General features: G+C 71.9%; 15 protein-coding genes and 1 pseudogene. 7 read left to right on the forward strand and 9 right to left on the reverse strand.

Translation table 11 applies throughout. From position 1 onward, the window contains the following. Positions 1 to 6: 6 nt before the first annotated feature. Both IEY56_RS04255 and IEY56_RS04260 read right to left on the reverse strand, forming a co-directional pair. On the reverse strand, positions 7 to 1,119 hold the full coding sequence (locus IEY56_RS04255; protein ID WP_189035678.1) for an aminotransferase class I/II-fold pyridoxal phosphate-dependent enzyme: 1,113 nt from the start codon (positions 1,117 to 1,119) through the stop codon (positions 7 to 9). 451 nt (positions 1,120 to 1,570) lie between these two features. Further along, positions 1,571 to 2,365 (reverse strand): annotated as a pseudogene (locus IEY56_RS04260) (SigB/SigF/SigG family RNA polymerase sigma factor); the annotation flags it as partial. A gap of 544 nt (positions 2,366 to 2,909) precedes the next feature. On the opposite strand from IEY56_RS04260, the gene IEY56_RS04265 reads away from it, so the two are divergent. Next, positions 2,910 to 4,787: a thiamine pyrophosphate-requiring protein gene (locus IEY56_RS04265; protein ID WP_189035680.1), complete on the forward strand. Its 1,878-nt coding sequence runs from the start codon at positions 2,910 to 2,912 to the stop codon at positions 4,785 to 4,787. 66 nt (positions 4,788 to 4,853) lie between these two features. Beyond that, complete coding sequence (locus IEY56_RS04270) at positions 4,854 to 5,528, forward strand: diguanylate cyclase (RefSeq protein WP_189035681.1); 675 nt, start codon at positions 4,854 to 4,856, stop codon at positions 5,526 to 5,528. 86 nt (positions 5,529 to 5,614) lie between these two features. Here the strand turns inward: IEY56_RS04270 and IEY56_RS04275 are convergent, their stop codons facing one another. Continuing rightward, positions 5,615 to 5,836: a DUF6158 family protein gene (locus IEY56_RS04275; protein WP_045864719.1), complete on the reverse strand. Its 222-nt coding sequence runs from the start codon at positions 5,834 to 5,836 to the stop codon at positions 5,615 to 5,617. Between the two features lie 164 nt (positions 5,837 to 6,000). On the opposite strand from IEY56_RS04275, the gene IEY56_RS04280 reads away from it, so the two are divergent. The 5 genes from IEY56_RS04280 (at position 6,001) to IEY56_RS04300 (ending at position 10,868) form a co-directional block, all read left to right on the forward strand. After that, on the forward strand, positions 6,001 to 7,227 hold the full coding sequence (locus IEY56_RS04280) for a baeRF2 domain-containing protein (protein WP_189035682.1): 1,227 nt from the start codon (positions 6,001 to 6,003) through the stop codon (positions 7,225 to 7,227). Further along, positions 7,202 to 7,612, forward strand: a complete 411-nt coding sequence (locus tag IEY56_RS04285) for a DUF2795 domain-containing protein (protein WP_373292025.1) — start codon at positions 7,202 to 7,204, stop codon at positions 7,610 to 7,612. The genes IEY56_RS04280 and IEY56_RS04285 overlap by 26 nt, the downstream gene beginning before the upstream one ends. 240 nt (positions 7,613 to 7,852) lie before the next feature. Continuing rightward, on the forward strand, positions 7,853 to 9,583 hold the full coding sequence (locus tag IEY56_RS04290) for a bifunctional phosphatase PAP2/diacylglycerol kinase family protein (protein WP_189035683.1): 1,731 nt from the start codon (positions 7,853 to 7,855) through the stop codon (positions 9,581 to 9,583). Positions 9,584 to 9,670: 87 nt separating this feature from the next. Next, on the forward strand, positions 9,671 to 10,480 hold the full coding sequence (locus tag IEY56_RS04295) for a methyltransferase domain-containing protein (RefSeq protein ID WP_189035684.1): 810 nt from the start codon (positions 9,671 to 9,673) through the stop codon (positions 10,478 to 10,480). A gap of 31 nt (positions 10,481 to 10,511) precedes the next feature. Further along, positions 10,512 to 10,868 (forward strand): VOC family protein, encoded by a 357-nt coding sequence (locus IEY56_RS04300; protein ID WP_189035685.1) that lies wholly within the window; start codon positions 10,512 to 10,514, stop codon positions 10,866 to 10,868. A 91-nt stretch (positions 10,869 to 10,959) separates the two neighbouring features. Here IEY56_RS04300 and IEY56_RS04305 read toward each other — a convergent pair whose 3' ends face one another. The 6 genes from IEY56_RS04305 to IEY56_RS04330 all read right to left on the reverse strand — a co-directional run bounded on the left by IEY56_RS04305 (position 10,960) and on the right by IEY56_RS04330 (position 17,923). Then, positions 10,960 to 12,528: a sulfatase family protein gene (locus IEY56_RS04305; protein WP_189035686.1), complete on the reverse strand. Its 1,569-nt coding sequence runs from the start codon at positions 12,526 to 12,528 to the stop codon at positions 10,960 to 10,962. Positions 12,529 to 12,777: 249 nt separating this feature from the next. Next, positions 12,778 to 13,767: a zinc-dependent alcohol dehydrogenase family protein gene (locus tag IEY56_RS04310; RefSeq protein ID WP_189035687.1), complete on the reverse strand. Its 990-nt coding sequence runs from the start codon at positions 13,765 to 13,767 to the stop codon at positions 12,778 to 12,780. Then, positions 13,764 to 14,690: a carbohydrate ABC transporter permease gene (locus tag IEY56_RS04315; RefSeq protein ID WP_189035688.1), complete on the reverse strand. Its 927-nt coding sequence runs from the start codon at positions 14,688 to 14,690 to the stop codon at positions 13,764 to 13,766. The genes IEY56_RS04310 and IEY56_RS04315 overlap by 4 nt, the downstream gene beginning before the upstream one ends. Continuing rightward, the gene (locus IEY56_RS04320; protein ID WP_189035689.1) at positions 14,687 to 15,667 is read right to left on the reverse strand and encodes a carbohydrate ABC transporter permease; all 981 of its coding nucleotides are present in this window, start codon (positions 15,665 to 15,667) and stop codon (positions 14,687 to 14,689) included. The genes IEY56_RS04315 and IEY56_RS04320 overlap by 4 nt, the downstream gene beginning before the upstream one ends. Beyond that, a complete protein-coding gene (locus tag IEY56_RS04325) occupies positions 15,664 to 17,025 on the reverse strand; it encodes an ABC transporter substrate-binding protein (protein WP_189035690.1) in 1,362 nt (453 codons plus the stop codon). Before IEY56_RS04325 ends, IEY56_RS04320 begins: the two co-directional genes overlap by 4 nt. A 136-nt stretch (positions 17,026 to 17,161) precedes the next feature. Beyond that, positions 17,162 to 17,923 carry a DeoR/GlpR family DNA-binding transcription regulator gene (locus tag IEY56_RS04330; RefSeq protein WP_189035691.1) on the reverse strand — a complete coding sequence of 254 codons (762 nt, stop codon included), beginning with the start codon at positions 17,921 to 17,923 and terminating at the stop codon, positions 17,162 to 17,164. Between the last annotated feature and the right edge of the window lie 380 nt (positions 17,924 to 18,303).

Genomic DNA, 18,303 nt, shown 5'->3' on the forward strand with positions numbered 1-18,303 from the left:
CCACGATCACTCCCCGGGAGCGGTCAGTCCGTCGAGAACAGATTTCAGCGAGTCGAGTGCCCCGCTGACGTCCGGTGAAGCAAACGGCGCCGGGCCGGGGGGCCCTGCCGTCAGCAGGCTGCCGGAGAGCTGCACGCGCAGCGCCTGAGGCTCGTCCCCCAGCCGGTGCCCGCCTTTCGCGTACGGGCCGAGCCGCCGCACCAGTTCGGCTTCCAGCCCGGCGGAGTCCCTGACGCCGTGGGCCTCCAGCCGCGGGCGCAGCGGCTCCAGATCGGCGTAGACGTGCCGTCCTGCCCGCGGCGGTCTGCACAGGGCGCCGGCCTCGGTGCAGACGTCGTGCAGCGCGCCGAGGAGCGCACCGTGCGAACGGGCCGCTGTCGTCCGGTGCGTGCGCGCCGCTTCCGGTTCGGTGAGGGCGTCGGCGACCACCCCGTCCGCCGGCGCGTGCAGTTGTGCGTCGAGCGCCGCGAGGACGGCGCGCACGGATCCGGCGAGGCCGTGGCCGCGCCCGCTGTCGGGGAAGCGGGCGATGCCCGCCTGCGGCCCGTGCGGGAGCAGCGTTTCGCCCAGACCCACGAGGACGACGACGGCGTCGGACTCCCGTCCGCCGTGCACCATCTCCGCGGGAGAGACGAGGACGGTGTCGTGCGGCACGTGCGAGGTGTCGCGCCAGCTCTCGTCGCTGACGATCAGCAGCCCGTCGTCTCCCGCGGCCTCGCACACCTCGTGGAGCAGTTCGGGCGGGGCGACGGTTCCTGTGCAGTCGTCGGCCACGGAGAGGACGAGCACGCGCGGCTCCTCGCCCTCCGCACGGGCGCGCCGCACCGTCTCGCGCAGGGCGACCGGGTCCGGCACTCCGCCGCACTCCACGGGCACGGGGACGGTGTGCACGGGGCGGTCCAGCAGCCGGGCCTGCGGAGCGTGCCAGCCGGCGCTGGGACGCGGCAGGAGGACGGAGCCCTCGCCCGCGGCGGCGAGGACGGCGAGCAGCAGCAGCCGGGCGCTGGGCGCGGCGACGACCTGGCCGGGGCGGGTGGGCATCCCCCGGCGCTGCCAGTAGCCGCACGCGGCGACCGCGACGGCCGAGCTGCCCTGCCGTGCCTGGCTGTCAGCCTCCATCGTCCGCCTCCGACGCGCTCCGTGACCCGGCGACCCCGCAACACGTCCAGCTTCGCAGACAGGGGCGAGTCCGACATGCACGGAACAAGCGCTGACGGCCGGGCGGCGGTACGCGCGGGCCGAACGGCTGTACGCCGAAGGCCGGTTGGGGCCGCCGGACCGTCTCTCGCAGCGCGCAGCGGGAGGGGCGGTGCGCGCGTTCCGCGCACCGCCCCTCCTCTCGCGGCGTCCGCCGCGGGCCGCCCGATCGGACCGGCCCGTGGCCCGCCCCCGAGCCGGACGGGACGTCTCAGGCGGCCAGGGGCTCCGCCGGGACGGCGGGCTCGGTCCCCGCCGGAACGGCGGGCCCGATGCGAGTCGGCACGGCGGGCTCGGTCTGAGCCGGAAGGGCCGTCACGGGCCGGGCCTGGACGGCGGGCGCCGGCCGGATCCTGGCCTCCTGCGCGTCCATGTCCCCGTCCACCTCCTCCTGGAGGCGCTCGCAGGTGCGGCTGATGAGCCGTGAGACGTGCATCTGCGAGATGCCGAGCTGTTCCGCGATCTTGATCTGCGTCATGTCGCAGAAGAAACGCAGGTACAGGATGTGGCGTTCACGCTCCGGCAGCCTCTCCAGCCGGGGCTTGACCGACTCCCTGTAGACCACGTGGTCGAAGCCGGGTTCGGCGCGTCCCAGGGTGTCGGACAGCGAGTAGCCGTCGTCCGAACCGGGGAGCTCGGCGTCGAGCGAGAGCGTGCTGAAGCTCTCCAGCGCCTCCATCCCCACCAGCACGTCCTCCTCGGACATGCCGCTGTGTTCGGCCACCTCCGCGACGGACGGGGTGCGTCCGTCCTCGGAGAGGCTCAGTTCGCGCCTGCTGTTGCGGACGCGGTTGCGCAGTTCCTGAACGCGCCGGGGGACGTGAACGCCCCACAGGTGGTCGCGGAAGTGGCGCTTGATCTCACCCACGATGGTGGGCACCGCGAAGCTCTCGAACGCGCTGCCGCGGTCGGGGTCGTAGCGGGCGACGGCCTTGACCAGGCCGAGAGAGGCGACCTGCTGCAGGTCCTCCAGGGTCTCGCCGCGGTTGCGGAACCGCTGGGCGAGTCGCCGTGCCATCGGCATCCAGGCACGTACCACTTCCTGCCGCGCGCGCTCCTTCTCCGGTCCGTCCGGGAGCGAGGCGATGCGGAGGAAGTCCGCTGCCGTGTCGGGGGCGTCGTCGTGCGGGTGGCGGGCACTCCTCGTACGTGTTCGTACGGTCGTCATTCTGTGCTGCCTACTTCCCTTGGTGTACTCCATCGAGCAAACACCGCGGGAGGAGGCACCTGGCGGGAGGACTGAAACGGTCCTGACGGAGACAGAGCTCTCGTTCCCGCGGATGTGCCTTCTTGCCGAAGCACGTATCTGTGCGCCTGCCCGGGGCCTCCTGCCGCAAACGTCAACGGCTCCGGCTCTCTTGCGGATTCGGCGCCGCGTGATCCGGCGCCACGCCCGTGACGGTGTTTCCTGCCGTCACGCGCGGTAACCCGAAGCGGCATGACACCCCCGTCGACGTACGGACACCCCGGGGTCAGGAGTCCGCGGCTCCGGGCCCGGGCGGCCGGACCGGGCGCCCCTCCCGCCCTGCGGGCCGCCCCCGGCCTGCCGGAACGGTCCGGCTTCCGCCGCGCCGGGGTGCCGCCCGCCGGGGACGGCTGAGGCCGGCGACGGCGTCCCCGGCCGGGACGCCACCGGCCGGGGCCAGGCCGCCGGCCCGCCGGCAGCGCCCGGTCAGGGCACTGCGGCGACGAACGCGAGAGGAGCGCTCCCGATGTCCGAGAAGGTTTCCGACTACGTCCTGCGCCGGCTGCGCGAGTGGGAGGTCGAGCACGTCTTCGGCTACCCCGGCGACGGCATCAACGGCCTGCTCGCCGCCTGGGAACGCGCCGGGAACGAGCCCCGCTTCGTGCAGTCCAGGCACGAGGAGACGGCCGCGTTCGAGGCCGTGGGGTACGCGAAGTTCAGCGGCAGGCTCGGCGTGTGCGCCGCCACCTCGGGACCCGGCGCGATCCACCTGCTCAACGGCCTCTACGACGCCAAGCTCGACCACGTGCCCGTCGTGGCGATCCTCGGCCAGACGGCGCGCTCCGCGATGGGCGGCTCCTACCAGCAGGAAGTCGACCTGCACTCGCTCTTCAAGGACGTCGCCTCCGAGTTCCTGGAGACGGTCACCGTCCCCGAGCAGCTGCCCAACGTGCTCGACCGCGCGATCCGGACCGCCTACGGGCGGCGCGCCCCCACGGCCGTCATCATCCCCGCGGACGTGCAGGACCTCGAATACGAGGCGCCCGGCCACGAGTTCAAGATGGTGCCCTCCAGCCTCGGCAGCAGCGGATGGCAGGCCGAACCCTCCGAGGGCGCTCTCGACCACGCCGCCGAGGTCCTCAACGCGGGCAAGAAGGTGGCGATCCTCGTCGGGCAGGGCGCGCGGGGCGCGCGTGCCGAGGTGGAGCAGGTCGCCGGGACCCTGCAGGCGGGCGTCGCCAAGGCGCTGCTCGGCCTGGACGTGCTGCCGGACACGCTTCCCTACGTCACCGGCTCCATCGGCCTGCTCGGCACCCGCCCCAGCTACGAGCTGATGCGTGACTGCGACACGCTGCTGACCATCGGGTCGAGCATGCCCTACAGCCAGTTCCTGCCGCCCTACGGCAAGGCACGCGCCGTGCAGATCGACCTCGACCCGCACATGGTGGGGATGCGCTACCCGTACGAGGTCAACCTCGTCGGCGATGCGAAGACGACGCTGAAGAAGCTGCTGCCCCGGCTCCGCCAGAACGACGAGGGGATCGAGTGGCACGAGGAGCTGATGGCCTCCGTCGACCGGTGGAAGGAGGTGATGCGGCGCAGGGCCGAGGTGAGCGCCGACCCCGTCAACCCGGAGTACGTCGCGCACTGCCTCGATCCGCTGCTGCCGGACGACGCGATCGTCACCGCCGACTCCGGTTCGGCCACCAACTGGTACGCCCGCCACGTGACGATGCGCGGCACCATGCGCGGCTCCCTGTCGGGGACGCTCGCGACGATGGGCTGCGGAGTCCCGTACGCGATCGGCGCGAAGTTCGCCAACCCCGACCGTCCGGTGATCGCTCTCGTCGGCGACGGGGCGATGCAGATGAACGGCATGGCCGAGCTGATCACCCTCGCCAAGTACCGCATGACGTGGGACGATCCGCGGCTCGTCGTCGGCATCTGGAACAACCGCGACCTCAACCAGGTCACCTGGGAGATGCGGGCCATGAGCGGCTCGCCGCAGTTCGCGCCCTCCCAGTCGCTGCCGGACGTCTCCTACGCGGCCTTCGCACGCTCCCTCGGGATGACGGGCATCCGCGTCGAGAAGCCCGGTGACGTGCAGAGCGCCTGGCGGGAGGCGCTGGCCTCCGAAGGGCCGGCCGTCGTGGAGTTCATGACGGACCCCTCGGTGCCCCCGATCCCGCCGCACGCCGACTGGGACCAGATCGAGGCCACCGCCGCGTCCATCCTCAGGGGCGACAGCGACCGCAAGGCGATGGTCAAGCAGGGGATCAAGGCGAAGGTGCAGGAGTTCCTCCCGGGCGGCAGGCCCCACCCCTCGGAACGGTCCCGCAAGGCCGAGAAGCGCGGCGAGTCCGACCCGGCGTCCGAACCCCGCGACCCGGACAGCGGGGCGTGAGCGGCGTGGATGCCGCACAGGCCGGGCCCCGTCCCTGCGCACCCTGCGAGTCGTGAAGGAGTAGAGATGCCCGGGTTCCTGCCCGTCCGCCGGGGGGCGGACGGCGGTGCCGGAGTGGAGGACGCCACGGTCCGCTACCTGATGTACGGGCTGCTGCCGTCGTGGTTCCTGCCCGGCCTGGCCGACTGGTGGCTGCACAGGCGCAGCCGCATCGAGGACTCCCCCGCCACGCGGGAGTCGCTCATCCACTCCCTGATGATGGCGGAGGTGGGCGCGCCGATCGGGCTGACCCTGCTGTGCAAGGTCAACCCCCTGTTGCTCACCGTGCAGTTGGGCGCCGCCGCGGCGCACGAGGCGACCGCGGTCTGGGACGTCCGCACGGCGCACCACAGCGACCGGGAGATCAAGCCCGTCGAGCAGCACGTGCACAGCTTCCTCGAGTCGCTGCCGTTCAGCGCGCTGGCCTCCCTGGTCTGCCTCCACCCGGAGCAGGTGCGCTCGCTGCTGCGGGGCGGGCGCGGCGACCGCGACGCCTGGCGGCTGGTCCTGCGGAAGCCGCCTCTGCCGCGCAAGTACCTGGCCGGGATCACCGTCGCGTTCGGCGTGTGCGTGGCCCTTCCGTACGCGGAGGAGCTGCTGCGCTGCGTACGGGCCGACCGGAGGCGCGCCGCCGCACGCGGGGACGGCCGCGCGGATGACGGCGGCCCGACGGACGGCCCCGCCCGCGGCGCGGAAGCCTGACCCGGCCGCCCGGACGCGCCCCGGCGAGCGAGTCGGCGGGCGCGTCCGGGCGGCGTGCCGCGGGGTGCGGCCGGGCGGCCGGGCCGTCACTCGCCGCGTGCGCGGGCTCCCTCTCGGGTGCGGCCGGGTGAGACCGGACGCTCCGGGTGGCGGCGCAGGTACTCCGCCTCCAGCTCCGTCATGCGGACGCTGTGCGCGGACAGCGCGTCGTCGGGAGCGTGAAGCAGGGTGTCGTGCCGCGTGCGGTGGATGTTCTCCAGCTCCCTCAGCAGGTCCGCGTCGCTCAGCTGACGTGGATCGATTCCCATGGGTCTCCCTCTCTGTCCTTCGGCGGTGCGTACACCGGCCCGTCGCCTCTGCGTGCGGCGGCAGGTGCGCCCGCTCCGGTACGGGCCGCGCGGCAGGCCGGTGTTTCCTCGTGTTGCCCGCGACGGGCCGGGTACCCGGCGTGCGCAATCCAAGGAGGGAATCAATGGATCTCGGATTCCTCGGCCCGCTCTTCGAGCGCGAGGGCCCATGGGCGTCGGTCTACTTCGACACCACCACGGCCTCCGAGGACGCGGCGGCACGCAGGGAGCTGACCGCCCGCTCAGCCGTCGACCGCCTGAAGCAGCAGGGCGCGGACGAGAAGACGTGCCGCGCCGTCTCGGAGCGGCTCGCCTCGCTTCCCGTCGGACGGGCTCCCGGTTACGCGGTCTTCGCCACACACGGCGAGGTGGTGCTCGACACGGAGCTGACGGTCCCGCCACCCGAGGGCGGCCATCCCCCGGTCTCCTGGCAGGCGCTGCCGCGCCTCGGCCCCCTCGTGGAGCTCGCGGACAGCGACCCGTCCTGCCTGGTGGCCTACATCGACCGAAAGGGAGCCGAGTTCGAGCTCCGCGGCTCCGTCGGCTCGCACAGCGCGGGCCGCGTCACCGGCGCCGACTGGCCGGTGCACCGCACCCCCTCGGGCGACTGGTCGGAGCGGCACTTCCAGACCGCCGTCGAGAACACGTGGGAGCAGAACGCCGCGGAGATCGCCGACGAGCTGCGCAACCGCTGGGAGAAGTGCGGAGCCCGGCTCGTGGTCCTCGCCGGCGACAGCCGCGAACGCCACGCCGTCCACGACCGCCTGCCGCCCGACCTGCAGGAACGCACGTTCCAGGCCGAGCACGGCGTACGGGCCGACAGCGGCCCCGAAGGGCCCGCCTCCAACACCGCCAGCGGCCGGAAGCTGCTGGACGAGGAGGTAGCCCAGGCCCGTGCCGCTTTCGCCCGGCGCAGCGCGGCGGCCGTACTGGAGCGGTTCCAGGCCGGACGCTCGCCGGGCCAGGAGGGCCGCGTACACGCCGCGGAAGGCGTACCCGCGCTGGTCGAGGCGGCACGGGAGCACCGCATCGCCGTGCTGCTCGTACGCCCGGAAGGGCCCGACCTGCACCGCGAGGTCTGGGTCGGCGACCATCCGGACCAGGTGGCGGCACGCCGCACCGAACCCCAGTACCTGGGCGAGACCGAGCCGTCGTCCGCGCGCGCCGACGACGCGCTGCTGCGCTCCGCCGCCACGACGGGCGCCGAAGTGCTGCGCGTACGGCCGTCGGACGTGCCCGAGGGCGTGCCGGAAGGGCTGCCGGACGGCGGCCTGGGGGCGCTGCTGCGCTGGGCGCACGGAGGAGGACCGGAAGGAGGCGGAACCGGTGGCGGACAACATGCAACGCGGTAGCGACCACCTGAGCCCCCACCGCGACGACGAGGCCAAGCGCGAGCTGCAGGGCTGGCTGAGGTCGGGGCACCCCACGCGTGCCGAGGAGTGGGACGACGCCGAGCCCGGGGCGGACGACGACCCGGAGCTCACCACTCGTCCCGTACCGCCCGCCAATGCGCCGACCCCGCAGGAGGCGGAGGACGAAGCGCTCCGCTCCGACCTGGCCAGGCATCTGGGGCGGCACTCGTTCCCCGCCGACCGCGATGCCCTCAAGCGCGAGCTGATGGACCAGTACGCGCCCGATCCGCTCGTGGAGGTGGTGCGGCGGCTGCCGAAGGAGGGCGGCACGTACGCGAACGTCCAGGAGGTGATGGCCGCGCTCGGCCGCAAGCCCCGCGCCTGAGCGCCCGTCCGCCCAGAACCGCGCCGGTGCCGGGCCGCCCTGAGCGGCCCCGCACCGGCGCGGCACGTGCGACGGGCATTCCGGCTCCCGCCCGGGCGGCGGGAGCCGTTCGCCGCGCGGTCCCCGCCGTCTGCTGAGTTCGAGTGCGCCGGGCCGACCACCGGTCACGGGGCGCGCGTCCGGCGGGTGGCGGCGGGCCGTCGAGGTTTACCGGCATCCGGGTCGGAGAAAGCGAGCCTCATGGCAAGGTTCAGCAGTCTCACAGGGCTCGGAGCACGCGACGGCGCAGGTCGCGGGCGGGTCTCCCCGCTGCGCCGGGTGCGTGCCGCCAGGCGGCGGCCCGGCCCGTCGGTCCTGGAGGCGGCGGCCTCCGCCGTGTCGCACAACCCGGACACGGGACGCTCAGGGCGTCCCGCCTGGCGGGACTGGCCCGGATGGCAGGCCTGGTCCGCGGCGGACCGGTCCGTCTTCGACCTGGTCGCCAAGCGCGACTGGCCGGGACCCGAGCGGATCCTGCCGCGGCTGAGCCGCAGCGCCAACCACGGACGGCTGTGGTTCGCGGTGGCGGGGGCGATCGCGCTCAGCAACACCCCGCGGGCCCGCAGGTGCGCCGCCCGCGGCCTGGCGTCGCTCGCGGTCGCCTCGGCCACCGTCAACACCCTCGGCAAGCGCTCGGTCCGCCGGCAGCGTCCGGTCCTGGACGCGGTGCCGGTGATAAGGCGGCTGCACCGCCAGCCGGTGACGACGTCCTTCCCCTCCGGTCACGCGGCGTCCGCCGCCGCATTCGTGACGGGCGTGGCGCTGGAGTCGCCGCGCTGGGGCGCGGTGGTGGCGCCCGTCGCTGCGGCGGTGGCGTTCTCACGCGTCTACACCGGCGTCCATTACCCGAGCGACGTGCTCGTCGGGGCTGCGCTCGGTGTGGGGTCGGCGTTCGCGGTGCGGGGCATCGCCCCGACCCGTTCCCAACTCCCTTCCCCAGGGCGTCCGTTGAGGGACGCTCCGGCGCTTCCGGAAGGGCTCGGGCTGGTGCTGGTGGCCAACGCCCGCTCGGGCTCCCGCGACGAGTCCCCCTGCGAACCGGCGGAGGAGGACGCCGAGCTGGAGGAGCCGACGTCCCTGAGCGTCGTGCGCGACATGCTGCCCAAGGCGGAGATCGTCTGCTGCGACCCGAGGTCGGGGCATCTGGACGAGAAGCTCGGTCAGGCAGCGCGGCGGGCCGCCGAACTCGGCGGCGCGCTGGGCGTCTGCGGCGGCGACGGCACGGTCAACACCGCCGCCACCCACGCCCTGCGGGCGGGTGTGCCGCTGGCGGTGCTGCCGGGCGGGACGCACAACCACTTCGCGTACGACCTGGGCATCGAGGAGTTCGCCGACACCTGCCGCGCCGTACAGACGGGCGACGCCGTGGCCGTCGACCTCGGGCGCTTCACCCCGCTGCCTCCGCACTCCGGCACCCAGGACGACGTGGTGCGCGAGCCCGGGTACTTCCTGAACACCTTCAGCCTCGGCGCGTACCCCGAGCTCGTCCGCATCCGCGAGAGGTGGGCGCACCGCATCGGGCCCTGGCCCGCGGGAGTCCTGGCGGCCCTGCAGGTGCTGCGCACCAGCGGCCCCGTGGAGGCGGGACTCGGCGGCAAGGAGCGGGCGCTGTGGCTGCTGTTCGCGGGCAACTGCGGCTACCGCGTCGGGATGGCGCCGGTGCGGAGGCACGACCTCGCCGACGGGCAGCTGGACATCCGGCTCGTCGGAGCGGGCCGCTGGGCCCGCACCCGCCTGTTCGTCGCGGCCCTCACCAGCACCGTCGGCCGCTCTCCGCTGCACAGCACGCGGCGGCTGCGGAGGCTGGTGATCTCCGACATCCCGTCGGGGACGCATCTCAGCTACGACGGCGAGGTGGCCCCGGCGCCGCACCGGCTGCTGCTGGACAAACAGCACGAGGCGCTGACGGTGTACCGGCCGCTGGAGCAATGAGCGGTCCCGCGCCCTCTGCGCGCCCAAGCCTCCCGCCATGTGAGACGGATCTGTCCAGCAGGTGAACAACGGCCGTAGGCTGCCGTCATGCCGAAGGAGACCGCGACCTACACGCACGGCCACCACCCGTCCGTCCTGCGCTCGCACACGTGGCGCACCGCCGCGAACTCAGCCGCGTACCTGGTGGGTGAACTCGTCCCGGACACACGCCTGCTGGACATCGGCTGCGGTCCCGGGACCATCACCGCCGACCTGGCCGCCCTCGTGCCGGACGGCCGCGTCACGGGCGTGGACGCCGCCGCGGACGTCCTGGGCCAGGCGCGGGCAGAGGCCGCGGGGCGCGGTCTGGCGAACACCGCTTTCGCGGTCGGCGACGTTCACGCCCTCGGCTTCGCCGACGCGTCCTTCGACGTCGTGCACGCCCATCAGGTGCTGCAGCACGTGGGCGATCCGGTGGGCGCCCTGCGCGAGATGCGGCGCGTGTGCCGGCCCGGGGGGCTGGTCGCGGCCAGGGACTCCGACTACGGCGCCATGTTCTGGTATCCGCGGACCGAGGGGCTCGACGAGTGGCGGGAGCTGTACCGCCGCGTCGCCCGGGGCAACGGCGGCGAACCGGACGCCGGCCGCCGCCTGCACGTCTGGGCGCGGGAGGCGGGTTTCACGGAGGTCGCGTCGTCGTCGAGCGTGTGGTGTTTCGCCACTGACGAGGAGCGCCGGTGGTGGAGCGGCCTGTGGGCGGAGCGGACGCTCGCGTCCTCGTTCGCGCGCACGGCCGTCGACGGCGGGTTCGCGACGGCCGGGCGGCTCGACGACGCGGCGCGTGCGTGGCGGGAGTGGGGTGCGCGGGAAGACGGGTGGTTCGGTGTGCCCCACGGAGAGATCCTCTGCCGGGCCTGACGACGGGTAAGTCGCCAACTAGGCTCGTTCCATGGACATTCTGGGGACTTCACTGCGCGTGTGCGTCGACGATCTGGACGCGGCCGTTCCGGCGTACGAACGACTGGCGAACGCCGAGGCGGTGCGTTTCGCGCAAGGACCGGTCTCGGTGGCGGCCGTCGGGCCGTTCTTCCTCATGAGCGGCCCCGCGGAGCACATGGACATCCTCCGGAAGATCGCCGCGACGCTCGCCGTGAAGGACGTCGACGAGGCCGTCGCCGATCTGAAGGCCGTGGGCGCCCAGATCATCGCGGGCCCCAAGGAGACGCCCATCGGACGCAACGTCGTGGCACGGCACCCCGACGGCAGCGTCTTCGAGTACGTCGACCGCCAGGGCACGGACAGCTAGGGCGTCACGGCGAGGCGCACGGCGCGGCCTTGCCGCACGTCACGGCAGGGCCGCGCCACCGCCCTCTCCCCGGCGCTGGTCGGCGCGGCCGCTATTCGTCCACGCGGGACGCCTCGCGGCAGCTCTCCGAGCCCTCGCAGCTCTTCAACGCCTCCAAGGTGTCGTGCAGTTCGTCGCGGCGGTCGTCCGGGAGGGACGAGATCCGGTTCCGCAGCTGCTCGGGATCGGACTTCATCGAGTAGAACTCGCGGTCGCCGCCCGCGTATTCGACGTACAGCGACTCCGGGGTCCGCAGGGCCTCGTAACTCGGCGGGTCACCGTGGTTCTTCCGGGGGGCGGCGTCCGGATCCCCCTTCTTGGACTTCCCTTTGCGGTGCTCCACCAGCACGGATTCCCGCCAGTTCTCCGGCGTCTTCCCGCGCAGCAGGTCCGTGAGGCCGCTGCCGTCGACCGACGACGGAGGCTTCACGCCCGCCATTTCGAGGAACGTGGGATTGAGATCGGTGTTCTCCGCCATCCGCGGGATCCGCTCGCCCGCGGGCACCGCCGGTCCGGTGACCATCAGCGGCACGTTGATGTCGGTGTCGTAGGCGGTCTGCTTGCCGGGCCTGAGCCGGTGTTCACCCATGTGGAAGCCGTTGTCGGAGCCGAAGACGAAATAGGTCTCGTCCGCGATTCCCTTCTTCTTCAGCTGGTCCTGGAGGTCGCCGATCATCTTGTCGACAGCCTGCACGGATCGCACCCGCTTGGCGAACTTGCGGTCGATCTCCCTCTCCTCCTTCGCGGTGAGCGGCTTCAGGTCCTTCTGCCACTCGGGAGCGGGCGTCGACGCCTTGTCGTACGCCTCGGTACGGGGCGCCTTCAGCGACGGGTACTCGTCCTTGTCCCTGGGCGCGGGCGTCGACGGCGAGTGCGGCGTGAACGGGTTGATCTGGAGCATGAAGGGCTTCTTCGCCCCGGACGACTTGTCGACGAACGACGACGCCTTCTTCGACAGGACGTCCGTCAGATAGTCCTCGGGCTCGTTTCCGTAGTGCTTGACGCGGCCGTTCTCATTGAGGTCGTAGTCGAATTCCGGATAGCCGTTGCCGGCGACGGCCCACTCGTCCCAGCCTTTCGGTACGTACGGTTGGGACGTGCCGTTCTTGTCCGCGGGCTGGTAGCCGTTGAGGTACTTGCCCATGAAACCGGTCCGGTAGCCGGCGTCCTGGAGCGCGGGCGCGAAGCACTTCTTCTCGTTGCCCTTTTTCATGAAGGCGCCGTAGCCGCCGTCGTCCCCGTTGTTGGTGAAGACACCTGTGTTGTGCGGATACTGCCCCGTGAGGCCGGTCGAGCGGGACGGGCAACACAGCGAGTCGGTGACGAAGAAGTTCGAGAACGTCGCCCCCTCCTTCTGCATCCGCTGTACGTGCGGCATGTACCGCACGAGGTTCCATGACAGGTCGTCGGTCTGCACATGCACGATGTTCGGCCTGCCGCTCCCGCCCTCGCCGCCGTCGGCGGACGAGGACGTCGCCGCATCCTTCGCGTCCGTCCCCTGCACGGTCGAACACGACGTCAGCAGCGCGGCGGCGACGGCGAGACACAGTCCCGCGACGGGCGTACGTCCGATGCGTCGGCGCCCTTGGCCCTTGCGGTGTAGACGCTTGCCGGTGGGCATCCGGCCCTCCTCTCCGGTCCTGAACTCTGGTGCGTGCCGCGCATGCTGGACATCGACCTTGTGAGTTCTCTGTGAACCGTCGGTGACATGGGCCGGGAACGGGAGAGCAGGGCGGTGACGGAGACGAGGCGGAGGATGCGGTCGGGGGCGAGCGGGCCCCGCACGGTGGTGGTTCCGTACTGGCCCGCTCGTCCCCTGCTCTGAACTCGCCGCACGGGGGCGGGAGTTCACAGGCATGACGCCGCAGCGTCAGGGCACGACGACGATCTTCCGCCCCTTGCCGGCCGCGAACTGCTCGATCGCCCGGGGGTATTCGTCCAGGGGGAGCCGGTCGGAGATGAAGATCTCCGGGTCGAGCAGGCCGCCCGCGAAGAGCTCTGCGGCGCGCTCGTAGCTGTGGAGCACCGCCATGGAGCCGGTGATGGTGATCTCCTGGTTGTAGATCTTGTACGGCTCGATGGTCGCCGTCGTCGCGTAGTCGGAGACGCCGAACTGCAGGAACGTTCCCGCCTTCGCGACCCGGCCGATGCCGTCCTGGATCGCGGCCGCGTTGCCCGTCGCGTCGACCACCAGGTCCCAGCCCTGGGGCCGGTCCAGCTCGTCGGCCGTCGCGGCCGCGGCGGAGCAGCCCAGCCGCCGTGCCGTGGCGAGCCGTTCCTCGTTGAGGTCGAGGACGTCGACGCTGGCCGCGCCGGTGCGCTTGGCCAGTTCGAGCATCATCAGGCCCATGGTCCCGGAGCCGTAGACCAGGACGTGCGAGCCGAGCTGGCTCTTGAGGACGTCGTAGCCGCGCACCGCGCACGACAGCGGCTCGATGAGGGCGGCGTCCTGGGTGCGCACGTGCTCGGGCAGTTTCACGCAGTTGGCGACGGGAGCCACCGCGTACTCGGCGGCGCCGCCCGCCGTGGTCACCCCGATCGCGGCCCAGCGTTCGCAGAGGTTGTTGTGCCCCGTACGGCAGTAGCGGCACTCGTAGCAGTACAGCGACGGGTCGACGGCGACCCGGTCCCCCACGGCCACCTCGCTGACCTCGCTGCCCACGCCGACGACCTCGCCGGCGAACTCGTGACCGGGGACGACCGGCAGCGTCGGAGCGAACTCGCCCTCCAGGATGTGCAGATCGGTGCCGCACAGCCCGCACGCCGCCACGTCCACGACCACCTGCCGGGGGCCGGGAGCCGGGTCGGGGACGGTGGTGAGCGAGACCCTGCCCGGGGACTCGACGAGTGCTGCCTTCATTTCACTGCTCCTAGGGAAAGGCCCTGGACGAGCTTGTCCTGGGCGGCGAAACCTGCCGCGAGCACCGGCAGGGAGATCACGACCGACGCCGCGCACACCTTCGCCAGGAACAGGCCCTGGCTGGTGATGAAACCGGTCAGGAAGACCGGAGCCGTCTGGGCGACGACGCCCGTGAGGACCCGGGCGAAGAGCATCTCGTTCCAGCTGAAGATGAAGCAGATGAGCGAGGTGGCGGCGATGCCCGGCATGGCGATGGGGGCGACGACGCGGGTGAGGATGGCCGGCAGTCTCGCCCCGTCGATCTGCGCCGCCTCGATCAGCGCGGGCGGCACCTCCGCGAGGAAGGACTGCATCATCCAGACCGCGATCGGCAGGTTCATCGACGTGTAGAGGATGACGAGCAGCCAGACGTTGTCCAGCAGGCCGGTGTTCTTCGCGAAGAGGTAGATCGGAAGCAGCCCGGCGACGACCGGCAGCATCTTCGTGGAGAGGAAGAAGAACAGGACGTCGGTCCACTTGCGCACGGGGCGGATCGACAGCGCGTACGCGGCGGGCAGCGCGAGCAGCAGCACGAGGAGGGTGGAAACGACCGACGCCGTCAGCGAGTTGGCGAGCGAGAACCAGGGGCTCGGGCCCCCTCCGGCGCCGAAGAACTCGCGGTAGCCGTCGAGCGTGAGGGGCGCCGCCAGGGCGGGCGGGTTCTTGGCCGCGTCGGTCTCCGAGTGCAGCGACGTCAGCACCATCCACAGCACCGGCAGCACGAAGACGACGCCCACGAACCAGGCGACGAGACCCAGTGAGGCGTTCCTGCGGCGGACGCTCTTCGGCGCGGTGTCCGGGGCGGCGCCCCTCCCCGCGGGCTTCGCGGCGGACGTCCCCGCCGGGGCGGCGGCGGACCGGCCGGTGCTCGTTGCGGCGCTCATGAACGGGCCTCCTCGTTGAAGAGGGACGAGACCACCCGCAGCGCGAGGGTGGCGATGACGATGGAGCCGATCACGACGAGCACACCGGCGGCGGACGCCAGTCCGTACTCGTGGCCCTGGTAGAAGGTCTGGTAGATCGTGTACGGCAGGTTGGCGGTGCCGAGCCCGCCCGAGGTGATGGTGAAGACCGCGTCGAAGTTCTGCACGATGTAGACGGTCCCCAGCAGCGCCCCCAGCTCCAGGTAGCGCCGCAAGTGGGGCAGCGTGATGTAGCGGAAGACCTGCCAGGCGCTCGCACCGTCGATCCACGCGGCCTCGACGGCGTCGGAGGGGCGGCTCTGCAGCCCGGCGAGCAGGATCAGCATCATGAACGGCGTCCACTGCCACACCAGCGAGGCCTCGACGGCGCCGAGCGGCATCTCCGCGACCCAGTCGGGCTGCGGGGCGCCGTCGCCGGAGATCCAGTGCAGCACGCCGTTGAACAGCCCGTACTCCGGGTTGTAGAGCACGTGCTTCCACAGCAGCGCCGCCGCGACGGGCACCAGCAGGAACGGCGCGATGAGCATCGTGCGGACGGCGCCGCGGCCCTTGAACCGGCGGTCCAGCAGCAGTGCGAGCAGCATCCCCAGCACGAGGCTGGCGAGCACCACGGTGACGGTCAGCAGGATCGTCGTCAGGACGGACTTGCGCAGCTCCGGATCGCCCAGCACCTCCGCGTAGTTGGCCAGTCCGGCGAAGCTGCGGGCCTCCGGATAGAGGGCGTTCCAGTCGAATACGGAGATGACCAGCGTCGCCACCATGGGCAGCTGCGTGACGATGATCAGGAAGACGAGAGCGGGGAGCAGCGGTGCCCGGGTGACCCAGGCGCGCAGCCGGGGGGACGGGGCGGTACGCGCCGGATGTCCGGAGTCCCGTGCGCCTGGCGCCCGTCCGCCGGGCGGGGTCGTGGTGGTCGTCGTGGCCGGTGTGCTGCTCATCGTCCTCGCCCCTCGTACTCCTCGGAGACCTCTAGGGCCAGCTGCTGTGACTTCTTCAGGGCCGTCGCGACGGACTGGCGTCCCGCGATGGCCGCGCTGATCTCCTGGGAGACCTTGGTGCCCAGGTCGGAGAACTCGGGGATGTCGACGAACTGGATCCCGATGGTGGGACGCCGTTGGACGCCCGGGTCACGCGGATCCGCCTCGGTGATGGCCTTGCGGGTGGTCTCGCCGAAGGCTCCGGCCGTCTTCTCGTACTCGGGGATGTCGTAGGTGGAGGCCCGCTTCCCCGCCGGGACGTTCGCCCAGCCGAACTCCTCGCCCACGAGGTGCTCGTACTCCTTGCTGGACGCCCAGGAAATGAACTCGTACGCCTTGTCCTGATTGCGTGACGCCTTCTGCAGGCCCCAGGCCCAGCTGTAGAGCCACCCGGAGGAGGAGGTCTTCACAGTCGGCGCGGGCGCGTAGCCGATCTTGCCCTTGACGGGGGACTTCTCGGCCTCCAGCGAGCCCGCGCCCGACGTCGCGTCGTACCACATGGCCGACTTGCCCTGCGTCATGTTGTTCAGGCATTCGGCGAACCCCGACTGGGTGGCGCCGGACTGGCCGTGCTCGCGGATGAGCCGGACGTAGAACTCGGTCGCCTTCACGAAGGCGGGGTCGGTGAGCCTGGCCTTGTAGTTCTCGTCGAACCACGTGCCCCCGAAGGTGTTGACCACGGTGGTCAGCGGGGCGATCACCTCGCCCCATCCGGGCAGCCCGCGCAGGCAGATGCCGCTCATGCCCTTCTCGGCGCCGTCCGCCTTCGCGGCGAGCTTCGCGACCTGCGGCCAGGTCGGCTCGGCCGGCATCTTCAGGCCCTTCTTCTCGAAGACGTCCTTGCGGTACATCAGGAAGGAGGACTCGCCGTAGAAGGGTTCGGCGTAGGTCTTGCCGTCCTCGCCCTTCAGCGACTCGCGGATGGGCGGAAGGATGTCCTTCTGGTCGAAGTCCGGGTCCTTCTTCAGGTAGCCGTCGAGCGGCTGGAGCCATTCGTTCTTGGCGTAGATCGGCGCCTCGTAGTTGCTGATCGTGGCGACGTCGTACTGCCCGGCCTGGTTGGCGAAGTCCTGGCCGATCTTGTCGCGTACGTCGTTCTCCGGCAGCGTCGTGAAGTTGACCTTGATGCCGGTCTTCTTGGTGAAGTGCTCGGCGGTGAGCTTCTGGAGCTCGACCATCTGCGGGTTGTTCACCATCAGGACGTTGATCGTGTCGCCGCCTGTGGCGAGGCTGCCCGCGCCGGCGCACGCTGCCATCAGCACGTTGGCGGTTGCCACACCGATGACTGCGCGCGTCCTGCGGCGGCTCTGACTGCGCATGAACGATCTCCTGGTCATATCGGGGCGAAGCGGGCGGACTTCGGGCGGGAGAGTCGAGGGGAGGAGCCGGGAGGGCGCCGAGCCGCCGGTAGCGGGGACGGGGTGGAGGGCGGGCGGTGGAGGTGCCCCCTGGCGGTCAGACGCGGATCACCTGGGGTCCGCGGAGGGAGTAGCGGTGGGCTTCGGACGCGGGCACTCCGGTCGAGGTGATGATCGTCTCGAAGTCGCCGACCTCGGCGAAGCGGCAGAAGCTCACCGCCCCGAACTTCGTGTGCATGCCCGCGAAGATCCGCCGCCGGGAGGCTCTGACGGCTTGCGCCTTCACCTCGCTGACGGCCGGGTCGGGGGTGGTCAGACCGTGTTCCCGCGAGATGCCGTTGGCGCCGATGAAGGCCAGGTCGATGACGAACCCGGCGAGCATCTTCGTCGTCCAGTGGTCGACGGTGGCCAGCGTCCCGCCGCGTACGCGCCCGCCGAGCAGCAGCACGGTGATCTCCTCCGACGAGGCGAGCGCTCCGGCGGCGGCCAGGGACGCGGTGACCACGGTCAGCGGACGGTCGCGGGGCAGCGCCTCGGCGATGAGCTGCGGCGTGAACCCCTCGTCGATGAAGACCGTCTCCGCCTCCCCGAGGTGTTCGGCAGCGGCGGCGGCGATGCGGCGCTTCTCCGGCACGTGCATGGTGGTGCGGAAGGCCAGGGTCGTCTCGAAGCCCGCGCTCTCCACCGGATAGGCCCCGCCGTGCGTGCGGCGCAGCAGTCCGTGCGCCTCCAGGACGCGCAGATCGCGGCGGACCGTCTCCTTCGCGACGCCCAGTGTGCCGGCGAGTTCCGCGACGTCGACCGAGCCGCCGCGGCGGGCCGCCACGACGATCTCGCGCTGTCGTTCCTCCGCGCTCATGGGCGGCACTCCCCTCTCCGTACGGTCACGGCCGTGCCCGTTCGGGCCCGTGTGGAGAGTTGTACAGCTCCTCGAACACGGGGACCAGGCCAGGCGCTGGCGGGATCGTGCCCGTTTCTGCCCGTTCCACGGACCCCGTTGCGGCGCCGTGACGTGCGCGGACGGGCCCCCAGCGGTCATGGGCGACGCCTGGTGCCGCCGTGGGTGCGCCCGCCGGGTGCCCGTTCCGGCCCGGCGGGACGGTGGCACGGGTCACTGCCCGCCCGCGGCCCGGGTCCGAACGGTCATCCGGAGCGGTCCGAGGAGACGGGCGCGCGCAGTCCTGACGGACGCGAACAGCCCGGGCGGACCGCGCCGTCCGAGGCTGCGCCGTGCCGGGC

It is taken from the genome of Streptomyces daqingensis (assembly GCF_014645895.1).
Lineage (GTDB): Bacteria > Actinomycetota > Actinomycetes > Streptomycetales > Streptomycetaceae > Streptomyces > Streptomyces daqingensis.

Coding starts and splice junctions, on each gene's coding strand:
- IEY56_RS04265 (WP_189035680.1), top strand. CDS start 2,910: ATGTCCGAGAAGGTTTCCGACTACGTCCTGCGCCGGCTGCGCGAGTGG.
- IEY56_RS04320 (WP_189035689.1), bottom strand. CDS start 15,667: ATGAGCAGCACACCGGCCACGACGACCACCACGACCCCGCCCGGCGGA.
- IEY56_RS04295 (WP_189035684.1), top strand. CDS start 9,671: ATGCCGAAGGAGACCGCGACCTACACGCACGGCCACCACCCGTCCGTC.
- IEY56_RS04325 (WP_189035690.1), bottom strand. CDS start 17,025: ATGCGCAGTCAGAGCCGCCGCAGGACGCGCGCAGTCATCGGTGTGGCA.
- IEY56_RS04305 (WP_189035686.1), bottom strand. CDS start 12,528: ATGCCCACCGGCAAGCGTCTACACCGCAAGGGCCAAGGGCGCCGACGC.
- IEY56_RS04270 (WP_189035681.1), top strand. CDS start 4,854: ATGCCCGGGTTCCTGCCCGTCCGCCGGGGGGCGGACGGCGGTGCCGGA.
- IEY56_RS04310 (WP_189035687.1), bottom strand. CDS start 13,767: ATGAAGGCAGCACTCGTCGAGTCCCCGGGCAGGGTCTCGCTCACCACC.
- IEY56_RS04280 (WP_189035682.1), top strand. CDS start 6,001: ATGGATCTCGGATTCCTCGGCCCGCTCTTCGAGCGCGAGGGCCCATGG.
- IEY56_RS04275 (WP_045864719.1), bottom strand. CDS start 5,836: ATGGGAATCGATCCACGTCAGCTGAGCGACGCGGACCTGCTGAGGGAG.
- IEY56_RS04330 (WP_189035691.1), bottom strand. CDS start 17,923: ATGAGCGCGGAGGAACGACAGCGCGAGATCGTCGTGGCGGCCCGCCGC.
- IEY56_RS04300 (WP_189035685.1), top strand. CDS start 10,512: ATGGACATTCTGGGGACTTCACTGCGCGTGTGCGTCGACGATCTGGAC.
- IEY56_RS04290 (WP_189035683.1), top strand. CDS start 7,853: ATGGCAAGGTTCAGCAGTCTCACAGGGCTCGGAGCACGCGACGGCGCA.
- IEY56_RS04255 (WP_189035678.1), bottom strand. CDS start 1,119: ATGGAGGCTGACAGCCAGGCACGGCAGGGCAGCTCGGCCGTCGCGGTC.
- IEY56_RS04315 (WP_189035688.1), bottom strand. CDS start 14,690: ATGAGCGCCGCAACGAGCACCGGCCGGTCCGCCGCCGCCCCGGCGGGG.